Here is a 14358-nt window from a genome sequence, read left to right as displayed (position 1 = left end):
ATTGTGCTTTCTCGTTGCCGCATTTACTGGGCGGGTTTGCCGGAATCAGCCTGCGCAGCCACCTTCTGGCCGACGCCCACATTGCTCAGGCCCTGGGTGATAACACGGTCAGATGCCGAAATACCGTCGGTGATTTCACGCAATTGGTCGAAGTCTGCACCGGTTTTGACGTTGCGCCGTACGACCTTCGAGTCGGCATCCACCACATAGACGTAGTTGCCCAACTGGTCATTCAGGACCACGGATGACGGGACCAGCAGCGCCTGATGGGGCTTGCTGATGCCTATGAATACCTTGCTGTACAGGCCCGGAATCAGGTGCAAATCCTTGTTGTCGAATTTGGCGCGCAGCTGCAGGCTGCCGGTGGCGGCGGCCAGCGTATTGTCGATGAAATCCAGTTCGCCGGTTTCGGATGGCGTGGCCTCGCCCTGGAGGGCCGCGCCGACCTTGATCTTGCCGACGCCGGCTTTGGCGGTTCCTTCCTTGTCAACGCCCGCCTTGCGCAGGCGCAGCAGATCACGTTCATTGACCGAGAAGTTGACATAGGCGGGCCGCAGGCGCGTCAGGGTGGCCAGCACGGTCCCCCCGGCCCCGGCGCCGACATAGTTGCCGACATCCACGGTCCGTTTGCCGATCACCCCATCAAAGGGGGCGCGTACGGCGGTGTAATCAAGATTGATCTGTGCCAGACGCAAATTGGCTTCGGCCTGTTGCAGGTTTGACAGTGCCGATTCGACGCTGGATTGCGCCGTGGCGTTTTCCTTCATCAGCACCTGCTGGCGCTGGTACTCAGATCGCGCCTGATCCAGCTTGGCCTGGTTGAGCTTGACTTGCTGCTGATAGGGATCCGGTTCGATGACAAACAGCAGTTGCCCCTGTTTGACCTGGGCCCCTTCGGCAAACGGTGCGGATTGCAGATAGCCGCTGACGCGCGCCACCAGATTGACGGATTCGGAAGGTGCCACGGTGCCATCCAGCTGGATGGTGTCGGTCACTTCACGCTGAATCGGTTGCTGAAACACCACCTGCGGCAGCGGCGGTTCGGCGACCGGTTTCTTGTCGCTGCACGCCAGGCAGAGCAGGGCGGTGAAGGTCATCAGAAAGACAGAACGAGGGCTCGTATTCATTGTGCGGGTCTCTGGCTATTCGGAAGATCAAGCGCGTCACCCCAGTTGGTGCGCGCCCGCATGGTTTTGGTGATGTTGTCCGGCAGGGATGCCGTCAGCTTGCCGTCCCAGCCGCCGCCCAGTGCGCGGTAAACCGCGACAAAGGACTGCAGCAGATTGCCTTGTGCCTGGGCCAGGCCGTCCTCGACCTGTAGCTGGGCCTGATAGGCGGTGGTCACGGTGGTGAAGTCCGATTCGCCGGATTTGTAGCGTTCGAGTGCCAGTACGGTGCTGCGTCGGGCGGCTTCAGCCGCGGCATTCAGGCGCTGGCGCGATTCGCGGTTGCCGGCGATGGCAGACAGCGCGTCTTCCACCTCCTGCTGGGCACCGAGCACCTGGTTCTGATAATTCAGGATCGCCTGTTCGAAGGCGGCATCCTGTACCCGCACCTGATTGACCAGCTGGCCATGATTGAAAATCGGCATCAACAGGCCGGCCGTGGCGCTGCTGACCGGGTTATGCCATTTGAACAGGTCATCCAGATGATTGCTGCCGCTGTCCGAGGACTGAAAACCGAAGCTGCCGCCGAGGGAGAAGCTCGGGAACAGGGCGGCCTTGGCCTGACCGATGCGCGCCGACTGGGCGATTGCTGCATACTCGGCCTGCAGCACGTCCGGCCGCCGCTGCAGCAAGTCGCGCGGAATCCCCGATGGGACGCCGGTCGGCACACTGGGCATGGGGGCTGCGGCAGCAAACTGTCGCTGATAGTAATCCGGGGTCTGGCCAACCAGCACGCTCAGCGCGTGTTGCGCTTGCTGCAGGGCGGCACGCAGTGTCGGCAAATTGGCGCCGGTTTGCTCGTACAGGACCTGAGCCTGGCGCAGATCCTGCTCGCTGGAGGCGCCGGCACGGAAGCGGGCATTGGCAATGCGCAGGTTTTCTGCTTGTTGCTTCAGGTTGTCCTGCGCGACCTGCAGGCGTTGCTCCAGCGTGCGCAAATTGAAGTAGGTGGTGGCGATATTGGCTTCCAGCGCTACCATGGCCGCCTGGTAGGCGGCGACGGTCGACAGCCAGCTGGCTTCATTGCCCTCAACTTCGCGACGGGCTGCGCCCCACAGGTCTGGTTCCCAGGAGGCTTGCAGGCTGAGTTGCTGCGTGGTGCCGCCGCCGGTTTTGCCCTGTAGCTGGTTGGCCAGGTCCGGCTTGCTGTAGCTGCGGCTGAATGACAGTTGAACAACCGGCCATTCGGCACCTTGCGAGATGCCCAGTTGCGCTCGCGCCTGGGCGATACGAACGGCCGCACTTTGCAGGGTTGGACTGTTGTCGCGACCGAGTTGCAGCAGCTGGCTTAGTCTGGGGTCGGCAAACTGCTGCCACCAGACGGCAAGCTGGGCTTCATCGGCTTGATCGGTCGGGCTTTGCCAACTGGATTGCACCGAGACGTCCGGGCGCTGATAGTCCGGGCCGACGGCGCAGGCCGACAGTGTCAGACAGATCAGGGCGGACAGACAGCGCTTGGCGAAAGGTGCAGGGAGTCGCTCGAACCGGGCGGCGACATTGTTATATATCGTTGTCATAACGGCCCTTGATGTTTCTTGTCTATATAGACCATCCAGGTCAAAGATGCTTCGAGCATATGGTGTTTTTATTGCGTTTCATTATTATGAATTCCATTCAGTTTTCATACTCGCATTTACCAAGGCGTTGGACATGTCGGAAAAAAAAGATCAACCCATTGATTTAATGACAAAAAAACCGAAGCAGGCGCGTGCCAGGCTGACGGTGAAGCTGATTTTCGAGTCCACAGCTCAGATTATTTTGCGCGAAGGTGTCGACAAACTGACCACCAACCGCATCGCCGAAGTAGCGGGTTTTAGTGTCGGGACTTTGTATCAGTACTTCCGCAACAAGGAGGCCATTCTGCTGGCCATGGCCAGGCATGAGACCGAGCACATGATTGGTGAAATCGATGCCTTGTTCGACGAATATGCTGGTGCCGCGACGACGGGATTAGCCGGTGCCCTGGTCGGATTTCTGATGCAGACCTTTTATCATCGGCGCGCCATCCGCCGACAGATTGCCTGTGCCATTTTCCAGCGCCAGGTATTGCTCAACCTGTATCCGGTTATCGCTGCCGTCGAGAGCCATGTGGCGCAATGCCTGCTCGATCGGCAGGCTCCAGACATGCGTATGCTGAGCGAAGCCGAAGCCTATGTGGCATCCCGCAGTTTGATCGGCACGCTACGTGCCGGTGTATTGGAACATTCTGAATGGGCGGACCATCCCGCCTTCCAACAGGCGCTGGAGCGGCAACTGCTGGCCATGTTGCTGCCCACAGACGGGGGAGGGGGCTGACGTCAGTAAAACAGCCACTTGAGGATAAATGGCAGAATAATGACGAATAGCAGAACACTGTTTTCGAAGAAAAATCTTTTCAGCCGCTGATCGGGGGCGCCGAGTGCAGATCTTACGTCCCCGACGGATTTGCATGGCGATGCCCCGCAGGCCATCAGCGTGATGGCGCCGACGGCCATGGATAAAGCAAACCATGGCATGCCGGATTGATAGGCGGCCATCGCGACAAGCAGCATCAATATATAGAAATAGATGAATTTTATTCGGTGCGATTTCCTGCACGCATGGCGATACCCGTTATTTTGCTGCATAAAGCGCTCTCGAAATGATTTCCCGGCAATCAGATGATTGCCGGGAAATGCCGAATGATATGACTGCAGGTCATTATTTTGCATCAGCCCTGTGCTATTGCGGGTTACAGACTGCCGGCAATCGCGCCGGTTGCCGCCGCAATTCTGGGGGCATAGTAGGCGGCACGAGCGCCCACCGGACCGGCAATGGCACCCTGAACAGCGCCCCCTGCGGTATATACGCCGAGTTGTGCCCAACTGAACTGCCCGCTGGTTACCACCGATCCGAGATAGCCCGCTGCGCCAGAGACGCCGCCCACCACGGCGCCAGACGGACCCCAGGCACCATTGACTAACATGATTTCAGAATTGCTCATGTCGCGCATTGCCATTTACTCCTTGTGTGATTTGGTTTAAGTCCGACTGGCTTTTATTAAGCTGCCGTTGCAAGCAAAATCTAAAATCTGCGCGGATTTTTTGTCAAAGTGGTTTGGGTCCGGAAATAAGCAAAGGGCCACGACGATTTAAGCCATTTCTGGCGCGGTGGTTGGCGCGGTTGTTGGCGGTGGAAAGACTGTAGCGGCGTGGCCATCATGCAAGGAGGCACCCGGATGGCCGGCCAGTCCCGACAGACGCAAAGGGTATTTCACCGCGAGTGGGCAGCTGTGTCTGGCACACGATGCCAGAATGACTGACCGGACGGGGCATTCAGTCTTGCATCAGGCTCGGAACGCAGAGAACCTGAGGCGGATCTCAACCAGCATGTCATGGTTCGTATAATACATATTATGTCAAATACGGTTGATCCTGTCTGGCGCAAGGTCGGGCCTTTGCCAGTCCGCCCCAATGCGCGATGAGATCATCTCCTGGCCACCCCCCGGGCAATGACTGGACTGGCCGCCTGGTCTGACGTAGCATGCCGCTTCTCACTCACAGGAGTTGTCATGCGACAGAAAACGGCAAGAATCAATCCGGTCGCCAAGTTCGCCCGGGAGCTGCAACGCTGCAAGCCCTTCACCGATCGCAAGAAGCGACAGAAACAAGGTTACAGCAAGCACAAGAAAGTGGAGGTTTTTATGCCTCCACTTTTATTTTGCGCAATTTGAAAACGTACGTTTTCTATCAACCCCCGCCGTTATCTCTTCTCCTTCACCAAAATTGTCCGAGTGGCAGATCCAGATCCAGCTCTCCGCTTGCAAACCGCGCCATGGACTGATGAGCCTTGTCCGAGATGGGGCGCAGCAAGACCGTCTTGCCGCTGCTCAGGCTGTCCAGGGCGCCAGTCTGCCGCCCTCCCCGCAAAATCAGCCCCGGCATTGCTTGCCAGCCGGCTTGTTCGTAAAAGCGTTTTAGTGGCGGGTCACAGGTAAAAACACAGAAATCGGCGGAAGATCGCCGCAGTGATTGCCAGGCCTGCTGCAGCAGTTGCTGCCCGATGCCGGATTGTCGGTGTGCCGGGTGGACGCAAACACAACTCAGTCCGCTGGCCAGCCAGCGATGTTGCTGATCGTGAACCGGTTTGCTCAGGATGGCGGCATAGGCGATATAGTTCTCGTCCTGACAGCCCAGGATGCACCGTGGAGCCAGTGAGAGATCATGGGCGGGCTGCTCAACAGACGGGATGGCCGGCTCGGCCGGCCAGACCAGGTCGAGTAATTGATGGATCCGCTGGCGCTGCTGCGGATCGGTGTCGGCATATGCCAGGGTATGCCAGTGCAGGCTCATGCGGATTCCTTTTCTTCTGTAGGCAAATGCGTCGTACGGGACTATAGTCGCCAGCTACCCATTGATTCTTTCCAGATGGAGCAAGGCGTGAGCGAGCATAACAAACCGGGCAAGATTCTTCCTTATCCCAAAGCCGCCGGCGGTTGGGATGCCATCCGCTTTTCCGCCCTCAGCCTGCGCCAGGAAAAGGTTGACCTGAGCAACCTCAAAGCGTTTTTCAAGCAAAATCAGCCGAGCGGCTTTGATTGCCCGGGTTGCGCCTGGCCGGAGCGCAAGCACACCAATCGGCTGGAGTTCTGTGAGAACGGCGTCAAGGCGGTGGCAGCGGAAATCACCAGCAAGCTGGTGACGGCCGACTTTTTTGCCCGTCATACGGTCAGCGAGCTGATGCAGCAGTCCGACTATGAGCTGGAGCAGCATGGCAGGCTGGCCGAGCCGATGTGCTATGACCCGCAGAGCGACAAATATCTGCCGATCAGCTGGGATCAGGCGTTTGCGTTGATTGCCCGCCATTTGCAGGCCTTGCCGAGTCCGGATCAGGCGGCTTTTTATGCCTCTGGCCGGACCAGCAATGAAGCCGCCTTCCTGTTGCAGCTGTTTGCCCGCCGTTACGGTACCAATAATTTCCCGGATTGTTCGAATATGTGCCATGAGGCCACCAGCCGTGGCTTGCCGGGCACGGTCGGCATCGGCAAGGGGACGGTGACGCTGGAGGATTTTGAACTGGCCGACACCATCCTGATTTTCGGTCAGAATCCCGGGACCAATCATCCGCGCATGTTGGGCGAACTGCGGGAAGCCGCCCGGCGCGGGGCCACCCTTGTCTCGATTAATCCGTTGCGCGAACGCGGCCTGGAGCGCTTCACCAGTCCGCAGCACAGCGCGGAAATGCTGGCCGGCGGCAGTACCCCATTGTGCTCGCTGTTTATTCGTCCCCGCCTGGGCGGCGATTTTGCCTTGATCAAGGCGCTGGCCAAGCGGGTGGTCGAGCTGGATGATGATGCGCAGCGCCACGGCGCTCCGCGTGTGCTGGATGAGGCCTTCATTGCCGGGCATACCGTCGGCTTCGCCGAGTTTGCCGCTGACTTGCGCGGCGAAGACTGGGCGGCCCTGGTCGAGGAGTCCGGGGTCTGTCGTGAAGAGATCGAACAACTGAGCGCAATTTTCGTGCGTGGCCAGGCGGTGATCAGCACCTGGGGCATGGGCCTGACCCAGCACCAGCGCTCCGTGCCGACCATTCAGATGCTGTCCAATCTGATGATGATGCGCGGCATGATCGGCCGACCGGGTGCCGGGCTGTGTCCTGTGCGGGGTCACTCCAATGTGCAGGGCAATCGTACCGTCGGGATTGAGGAGCGCCCTGCCCCGGCATTTCTGGACCGGCTGGCCGCTGTGTATGGTTTTGAGCCGCCGCGTCATCACGGACTGGATGTTGTGGCGACGATTCAGGCCATGCTGGCCGGCGATCTGAAGGTGTTCTTGGCGCTGGGGGGCAATTTTGCCATGGCGGCACCAGACACCCCGCGTACTTTTGCTGCCCTGCGCCAGTGCGAGCTGACCGTACAGATCACCACCAAACTCAATCGCAGCCATCTGGTGCATGGCAAGGCGGCGCTGATTCTGCCGACGCTTGGCCGCAGCGAGATCGATCGGCAGCAAGGGGTGGCGCAGTGCGTGACGGTGGAGGATTCGATGAGCATGGTGCATGCATCACGCGGCTTCAAAGAGCCGGCGTCGGCGGCGCTGCGCTCCGAAGTGGCCATTCTGTGCGGCGTGGCGCAGGCCACCCTGGGCAAGGCGCCGCTGGACTGGGCACGCTTGTGTGGTGACTACAGCCTGATTCGTGACGAAATTGCCAGGGTGTTTGAGGATTTCGCGGATTACAATCAGCGTATCCTGGCGCCGGGGGGCTTCCATCTCGGCGTCGCCTCGCGGGACCGGGTCTGGCGTACCGAGTCGGGCAAAGCGCAGTTTCAGGTGCATGCGCTGGATCGGGATACGCCGATTCACCGGGCACGTCGTCAGCATGGCGATCGACTGCTGGTGCTGATGACGACCCGTTCGCATGATCAGTACAACACCACGATCTACGCGCTGGACGATCGTTATCGGGGTGTTTATGGCCAGCGCGACGTGGTGTTTGCCAATTCACAGGATATCGAGCGCCTCGGGTTGCGTGACGGGGATCGTGTCGATTTATCCACTGTATGGGATGACGGTGTGTCGCGCATGCTGTCCGGCTTTCTGCTGGTGGCTTATGACATTCCGCCCGGCTGTCTTGCGGCCTATTTCCCGGAGGCCAATCCGCTGGTCCCCCTGGATAGTGTCGGCATACAAAGCAATACCCCGACCTCCAAGTCGATCCCGGTGCTGATGCAGCGGCACCTGTCCTGATGCCCCCCCCGGGGGGGGGCTTCGTGCTGTCAGAATGCGCCGATTTGTGTGCCGAGTGGCAACATGAGGCCGGCGTGATTGACCGTTTGCCGAGGCGGTTGCCCGCTGCCCGGGCAGGGTGGAACCGGCGATGCTGCCGCCCGCTCGCCGATGAAGCGCCCTGCTTCGCTTGCCACCAGTCCCTTTTGATTGTCGACCGTGATGACATGGTAGCAATCCTCCAGAATCAGTTTTTCGACATGTGACGAGCCCAGCCGGCGAGCGAGATAGTGCGCATTGCGCGGACTGGCGACGTTGTCTTCGCGGGCGTGCAGGATCAGGGTGGGTGCGCTGATGTCGCGCAGCCGTCGTTTGGTTGACCGCATCAGGCTGCGCATTTCCCGAATGCTTTCTGCCGGCGTCCGGCTATAGGCGACACGGGATCGTTCCCCCATTTTTTCGGACATCCGCTTGCGCATGCCCTGATTTTTGATGCCATAGTTGCCCCCTTCCTTGTATGACCAGAAGCGTTTCAGCGGCGTGTAGAGCACCAGGGGCAGCAAAAAGCTGTACCAGGGGATGGCGGGACCGTCATAGGCCAGTGTGGTGGACATGGCGACCACCGATGCCACGCGCGTACTCTGGCGTGCCGCCAGCTGCAGCGACAACAGGGCACCGAGGCACAGGCCGGCGACTGACACGTGCGCATGGCCGGCACACAATGCCTCGAAATGATGCTCGGCGGCCTGGTACCAGTCTTGCCAGCGGGTTTGGGCGAGTTCGGCGACGCTTTGGCCGTGCCCCGGCAAGACCGGAATACGAACGGTGTAACCCTGCTGGTGGAGCGATCTGGCGACGTGCATGACTTCGAAAACATTCCCGGCCAGGCCGTGGATCAACAGTACGGCGTGCGGTCCGCCATCGAGCTGAATGAAGTGAATGGTTTTGCCCAGTTGCGTACTGTCGATATGTACGCCAGGCGGGGTTTCCGCGATGGCTCGGGTTTGTGGTGACATGATGGCGATCGATGGCCGCGGGAGACGCCTCCCGTGGCCATGTTTAGGGTGGGGTGAGCGAGGTGCGGGCTCAGGCGGCCATGCCGCAGGCCTGACCTCGTTGCGACAGGCGGTTGTCCAGTGACAGGGACTGGCGGGCCTGCAGGACGAGCGACTCGCATTTTGCGCGTTCGTCTTGCTGACTGAGGAACCTGGCGGCCTCTTCCGCCACCAGCGCGCGCTGATTGTCGACGGTGATCAGATGGTAGCAGTCATCCAGGATGACCTTGCGCGTATAGGACGAGCCCAGGTGGCGTTCGAGATAGTCGGCATTGCGTACGCTGGCGACTTCGTCTTCCTGTGCGTGCAGGATCAGTGCCGGTGCCGTGACCTTGCCCAGTCGCTGCTTGGTGGCGCGGATCATGCGTCGCATTTCCAGCACGCTGGTGGCCGGAGTCCGGTCGTAAAAGGTGGTGGACGTTTTGGCCATGGTGCTGGCTACCCGCTTGCGAATGGTCGGATTCTTGACGCCATAATTGCCGCCCTCTTTGTACGACCAGACGTGCTTGAGCGGCGTGTAGAGCACCAGGGGCAGCAAAAAGCTGTACCAGGGCATCGAGTAGCCGTCATAAGCCAGCGTGGTCGACATGGCGATCACCGAGGTGACGCGCTCGCGCTTCTGGGAAGCCAGATACAACGCCAGGACCGAACCCATGCACAGACCGGAAACCGACACCCGGGCGTAGTTCTCGGCCAGTGCCTCGAAATGGTTCTCCGCGGTCTGGTACCACGCTTGCCAGGTGGTGTTGGCCAGATCTCGCACTGAGGTCTGATGGCCGGGCAGGATCGGGATACGAACGGTGTAGCCGCGCCGGTTCAGCTGTTTGGCGACGTACATCACCTCGGTGGCCGAGCCCGACAGGCCGTGCAGCATGAGAATGGCATGACGCCCGCCTTCAAGATGAATGAAGTCTTCGGAATGCAATGTCTGGCAACCGGTGGATGAAGCGGCATCTGTGCTGTGCATGGCGCGGCTCATTGACGAGATGATTGATGTTGAGATGGAGTTTATGTGGGAAAATTTCACACGTCAATAGTCGGGTCAGAATTGGGTAAGAAAATGACCATGCATTCTACTGCGCAATAATGACAACGACATTGCAGTACAGCTTCAGACATGAGAAGACAAGGCGTGGAGAAGGCCGCCAGCCCTTGTTCTTGCTCAAGGAGCACCTCAAACACTCTGCAGGAATCATCGTGCCAACGTAAAATGATCACTTTGTCTCAAAAATGATGAGTTGATCATGCTGCTGCGACGCCTGCGCCCTCTGTTCTTGCCCCTGCTGCTGACTGCCTGTGCGGCGACACAGCCGCCCGCGCCGGTTTCCCCGGCCTCGTCACCGCTGCCGGAAACGGCCTCTGCGCCAGTGGTCTCGCCCCCCTTGCCCACCCCCGTTGTACCGGCGCCGCCCGCCGCCGTGCCGGCCAAGCCGGTGCCGGCGCCCAATTACAACAATCCCCAGGCCGGGCGTGCCCTGCTCGACCGATTGCTGCCGCGCGGCATCCCTGCCAGACAGGCCTGGTCGGAGAATATTTTTGCAGCCTTCACGCAGCTGAAAATTCCGTACGCGCCTCAGTATTTCTGTGCGGTGCTGGCCGTCGCCGAGCAAGAGTCCGGTTTCAGTCCGGATCCGGAGGTGCCCAATCTGTCGGCGATTGTCTGGAAGCAAATCGACGAGCATCGCAAGAAGTACATGATTCCGCAGCTCGTTATTGATGCCGCCATGCTCAAGACCTCACCGGATGGTCGCAGCTACAAGGAGCGGGTGAACGCATTGCGCACCAAGCGGCAGATGAATCAGCTCTACGAGGATATGGTGCGGGAAATGCCTTATGGCCAGGACTTGCTGCTGGCCAAGAATCCGATCCGTGACGGTGGGCCGATGCAGGTCAGCGTGGCGTTTGCTCAGACCCAGATCAAGGCATGGCCCTATCCCTACAGTTACGCCAATCTGCGTGATGAAGTTTTCAGCCTGCGTGGTAGTGTGTATTTCGGCACGGCGATTCTGTTGCAGTACGCTGCGCCGTACGACCGGATGATTTACCGTTTTGCTGATTACAATGCCGGTCGTTACAGCAGCCGCAATGCTGCCTTTCAGGCTGCGGTGGCGCGCCTGTCCGGGCAGAAACTGGCTCTGGATGGCGATTTGATGCTCTACAGCAACAAGATGAACCGGGTATTCTCCGGCCAGGCCAGTGCCACGCAAAAAGTGCTTTCCGGCATGGCCGATCGTCTGCAGATGAGTGTTGCCGACGTGGTACGCGACCTCAAACAGGAGAAATTGTCCAGTTTCGAGCAGACCACGCTTTATCAGCGGGTCTTTGCCGCGGCAGATCGTCAGGCCGGCCGCAAGGTCGCGCGCGAGATCATTCCGCAAATCGTGCTGATCAGTCCGAAATTTACCCGTCAGCTGAGTACAGAATGGTTTGCTACGCGCGTCAACGGACGCTATGAGCGCTGCATGGCACGAGGTGGATTCAAGGCAGACTAGGAACCAAGTACGGCGCGCATTGCCTGATGGTGTTCCGATGCTGCTCCCCTGAATGCCATGTCCCTGACGATTCGCCTGATGGTTCTGCTGTTTCCCGCGCTGGCCGCTGCCGCCAGCGACTATCAAATCTCACTCGAGCCCGCTCACCCGGAGCGGGCGCATGCCGTATTGACGCTGGGAGCGGATCAGTCAGCCGCCGGCTGGTTGTCGCTGCGAGGTCAGCGCTGGGGTCTGACGCCACAGATTGCCCAGGTGCGCTGTGGCGCGCGTCCCCTGCGTCGGCAGGGAGACCGCTGGCGCAAGCCTGCAGGCTGCCGGACGATCCGGTGGGAGGTGCATTTTGCGCGTGCTCAGGCTGGCGAGCTGGACCCTTCACGCCAGCAGAGTCTGTATTTTCCGGGCGAGGCTCGCTGGCTGTTTTCCGAAAGTGTCAGTCTGTTGCGGCCCGAGCGCGACCCGGATGCCGGTCTGCGCATTGCGGGCGTGCCGGCAGCGCAGGTGTTTGGCGGCGGGCAGGTGCAGGGTGATCGCTGGCCCTTGCCGGAGACCGGGCAAGCCCCGGCCTTTTTTGCCCTGGGCAGCTGGCCGGTGCTCTCCTCCTCTTCGTCGCTGACGGTGCTGGCCGACCAGCCGGCCCGCTTCGCCGCGCTGGGCCTGATGTCGTTACAGCAGCAGGCCTTGTCCTATCAGCAGTCCTTGCTGCAACTTCCCGTGACTGAGCCGTTGCTGCTGGTCTGGCTGCAGATGGCCGTGTCGCAGGGGCGTGTGGCCGGCGCCGCCGGCAAGGCCAGCCTGCTGGCCGGTTATCTGGTTCCTGAGGGAGAGATGCTGGTGCGACGTCAGGCACAAAGTCTGATGACCGTCGCGCACGAGCAGTTTCATTTGCTGGCAGCGCAAAAGGGACTGGCGGCGCATCCGGCCTGGTATGACGAGAGTCTGGCGCAGTATTACGCCTTGAAAACCCTGCAACACAGTGCCCTGCCCACTGCATTGACGACAGCGCTGAGTGCGCGCTTCGTGGATGAAAACCGACCCGTTGAGCGGGGGTTGTTGCAATGGCAGCAGGCGTATCAGGCAGGCGACCCGGCCGCCTATCCCTGGTTTTATACCCAGGGGGCGACTTTCTGGAGCGCTCTGGACCGGCTGCTGATGCAGGCCTCTGCCGGAAAACATGGTCTGGACCAGGATTTGCCGTCCTTGTTGCAGGTACCGACGGATGATGACGCGCCATTGCCGCCGGATCTGCTGCGGCAATGGCGCGCCCTGCTCGGGACGCGTCTCGATGCGCTGTTGCAGCGCTATCTGTCAACGACGGTTCAGCGTACCGGGTAGATCTGCCCGGTCTGGGCGCCTTCGACGCTTTTGCTGTAGGCCTGCGCCACCCTGGCAGCGGGTACCGGGACAAAGCCGCGGAAGAACGGACCGTAGCTGTCCATGGACTCCTCCAGCACCGTCGGGCTGATGGCATTGATGCGCAGACCGCGCGGCAGCTCGATGGCGGCCGCACGAACAAAGGACTCCACGGCGCCGTTGACCAGGGAGGCCACCGAACCGGCTACGATCGGGTCAATCGACAGAATGCCGCTGATCAGGGTGATCGAGCCGCCATCATTGAGCCAGTGCTGCCCCTGCAGTACCAGGTTGACCTGCCCCATCAGCTTGTCGTCCAGGCCCTGCTTTGTCGTGGCGGCATCCAGCTCGTCCAGTGGCGCAAAGGGGACCCCGCCCGCCGCAGAGACAATCGCATCCACTTTGCCAACCTGGCGAAACAGCGCTGCCAATGCCTGCGGGTCGCGAAAATCGACCTGCAGATCACCATGCTGCCGGCCAATGGCAATCACCTCGTGACGTTGCGAAAGCTCGGCACTCACCGCTTTGCCGATCGTGCCGTTTGCACCAAAAACCAGTACCTTCATTTGCATCTCCTGATTGACAATGTGTCGAAGTGTTTGCAGTGTACTGGCCACTCTGGCCCGGATAAATCGCCTGCGAGCGGATATAATGTCATCTATATGGAAACAATAACCCCAAAATTCGAGTGGTCCATGACCTTTCTGGCCGTGGCGCAATATGGCGGTTTCAGCGCGGCGGCTGCGCGTCTGGGACAGTCCAAGGCCTATGTCAGCAAGCAGGTCAGCCTGCTTGAGCAGGCGCTGGGGGTGTTGCTGTTGCATCGCACGACCCGCCGCGTGACGCTGACGCAGGCGGGGCAGCGCTATCTGTCCTATTGCCAGCAGCTGCGAGATACCTTTGACGAGGCTCAGCGTGCCGTTGGTGACCTGCAGAGTGATCTGTCAGGGCTGGTGCGGCTCAGCGTGCCCACCAGTCTGGGCGTGGTATTCGTGGCGGAACTGATGCGGCAATTCAGCCAACAATACCCCCGGCTGGAAATCGAGCTGGATCTGAGTCAGCAAGCGCGTGATTTGCTGGGTGACGGGTTTGATCTGGCCATCCGGGTGGGACCGGTGGTGGATGAGCGCCTGGTGGCGCATTCGCTCGGGCTGCTGGAAGAGTGGGTGGTGATTGCCCCGTCACGGCTGGCACAGTGCGGTTTGCCGCAGACGCCGAATGATCTGCTGGACGCCCCTTGTGTGCTGAATAGTCATTACCGTGCCGCCGGCGAGTGGTTGTTCAGTCATCGCTCGCAGTCCTACCGGATCCAGATGCATAGCCGCTATAGCGTCAACAGCTATATGGCTTTGCGCCAACTGGCCCTGTCGGGAGCCGGCTATGTCAAATTGCCGGATTATCTGGTGCGTGAGGAGGTGACCGCCGGGGCGCTCGTCAGGGTGCTGGCAGATTATGCCTTGCCCCGAGCCCCCATTTATCTGGTACATCCGCCGCTGCGGCCGATGCCAGCCAGGGTGCGGGTGCTGATCGACTATCTGCGCCAATGGTTTGCGCAGCAGACCGGGAAATAAAAAAAGCGGCCCCACCGGAGCCGCTCTTGTTCTTTCTCGCC

14 protein-coding genes are annotated in these 14358 nt (G+C 60.2%); 6 read left to right on the top strand and 8 right to left on the bottom strand.

From position 1 onward, the window contains the following. Positions 1-23 precede the first annotated feature (23 nt). Together AACH39_RS03110 and AACH39_RS03105 are read right to left on the bottom strand one after the other, a co-directional pair. Positions 24-1127, bottom strand: a complete 1104-nt coding sequence (locus AACH39_RS03110; protein WP_215782484.1) for an efflux RND transporter periplasmic adaptor subunit — start codon at positions 1125-1127, stop codon at positions 24-26. Then, positions 1124-2683: an efflux transporter outer membrane subunit gene (locus AACH39_RS03105; RefSeq protein WP_215782485.1), complete on the bottom strand. Its 1560-nt coding sequence runs from the start codon at positions 2681-2683 to the stop codon at positions 1124-1126. Before AACH39_RS03105 ends, AACH39_RS03110 begins: the two co-directional genes overlap by 4 nt. Positions 2684-2816: 133 nt before the next feature. On the opposite strand from AACH39_RS03105, the gene AACH39_RS03100 reads away from it, so the two are divergent. Next, positions 2817-3461, top strand: a complete 645-nt coding sequence (locus tag AACH39_RS03100; RefSeq protein WP_338620865.1) for a TetR/AcrR family transcriptional regulator — start codon at positions 2817-2819, stop codon at positions 3459-3461. Between the two features lie 2 nt (positions 3462-3463). Here the strand turns inward: AACH39_RS03100 and AACH39_RS03095 are convergent, their stop codons facing one another. Then, positions 3464-3856 (bottom strand): hypothetical protein, encoded by a 393-nt coding sequence (locus AACH39_RS03095; RefSeq protein ID WP_338620864.1) that lies wholly within the window; start codon positions 3854-3856, stop codon positions 3464-3466. Between the two features lie 20 nt (positions 3857-3876). After that, a complete protein-coding gene (locus AACH39_RS03090; RefSeq protein WP_338620863.1) occupies positions 3877-4110 on the bottom strand; it encodes a hypothetical protein in 234 nt (77 codons plus the stop codon). Positions 4111-4695: 585 nt separating this feature from the next. Here AACH39_RS03090 and AACH39_RS03085 point away from each other — a divergent pair. Beyond that, entirely contained in the window at positions 4696-4857 is a 162-nt protein-coding gene (locus AACH39_RS03085; protein ID WP_338620862.1) for a hypothetical protein, read from the top strand. A 43-nt stretch (positions 4858-4900) separates the two neighbouring features. Here the strand turns inward: AACH39_RS03085 and AACH39_RS03080 are convergent, their stop codons facing one another. Beyond that, positions 4901-5476 carry a GNAT family N-acetyltransferase gene (locus tag AACH39_RS03080; protein WP_215782490.1) on the bottom strand — a complete coding sequence of 192 codons (576 nt, stop codon included), beginning with the start codon at positions 5474-5476 and terminating at the stop codon, positions 4901-4903. Between the two features lie 87 nt (positions 5477-5563). On the opposite strand from AACH39_RS03080, the gene AACH39_RS03075 reads away from it, so the two are divergent. After that, positions 5564-7870, top strand: a complete 2307-nt coding sequence (locus tag AACH39_RS03075) for an FdhF/YdeP family oxidoreductase (RefSeq protein WP_252346212.1) — start codon at positions 5564-5566, stop codon at positions 7868-7870. 29 nt (positions 7871-7899) lie between these two features. Here AACH39_RS03075 and AACH39_RS03070 read toward each other — a convergent pair whose 3' ends face one another. Beyond that, positions 7900-8865, bottom strand: coding sequence for an alpha/beta fold hydrolase (locus AACH39_RS03070; RefSeq protein WP_338620861.1), 966 nt, complete (start codon positions 8863-8865; stop codon positions 7900-7902). Positions 8866-8935: 70 nt separating this feature from the next. Then, positions 8936-9871: an alpha/beta fold hydrolase gene (locus tag AACH39_RS03065; protein ID WP_215782493.1), complete on the bottom strand. Its 936-nt coding sequence runs from the start codon at positions 9869-9871 to the stop codon at positions 8936-8938. Positions 9872-10148: 277 nt separating this feature from the next. On the opposite strand from AACH39_RS03065, the gene AACH39_RS03060 reads away from it, so the two are divergent. Together AACH39_RS03060 and AACH39_RS03055 are read left to right on the top strand one after the other, a co-directional pair. Then, entirely contained in the window at positions 10149-11396 is a 1248-nt protein-coding gene (locus AACH39_RS03060) for a DUF1615 domain-containing protein (RefSeq protein ID WP_215782494.1), read from the top strand. 57 nt (positions 11397-11453) lie between these two features. Continuing rightward, a complete protein-coding gene (locus AACH39_RS03055) occupies positions 11454-12728 on the top strand; it encodes a hypothetical protein (protein ID WP_338620860.1) in 1275 nt (424 codons plus the stop codon). Here the strand turns inward: AACH39_RS03055 and AACH39_RS03050 are convergent. Beyond that, entirely contained in the window at positions 12713-13312 is a 600-nt protein-coding gene (locus tag AACH39_RS03050; protein ID WP_338620858.1) for a short chain dehydrogenase, read from the bottom strand. The two genes, AACH39_RS03055 and AACH39_RS03050, sit on opposite strands and share 16 nt — an antisense overlap. A 129-nt stretch (positions 13313-13441) precedes the next feature. Between AACH39_RS03050 and AACH39_RS03045 the strand changes: the two genes are divergently transcribed. Continuing rightward, complete coding sequence (locus AACH39_RS03045) at positions 13442-14317, top strand: LysR family transcriptional regulator (protein WP_338620857.1); 876 nt, start codon at positions 13442-13444, stop codon at positions 14315-14317. Positions 14318-14358: the final 41 nt, after the last annotated feature.

Source organism: Paludibacterium flexuosum, from assembly GCF_037076605.1.
Classification (GTDB): Bacteria; Pseudomonadota; Gammaproteobacteria; order Burkholderiales; family Chromobacteriaceae; genus Paludibacterium.
This window is presented reverse-complemented; position numbering and strand designations above follow the sequence as displayed.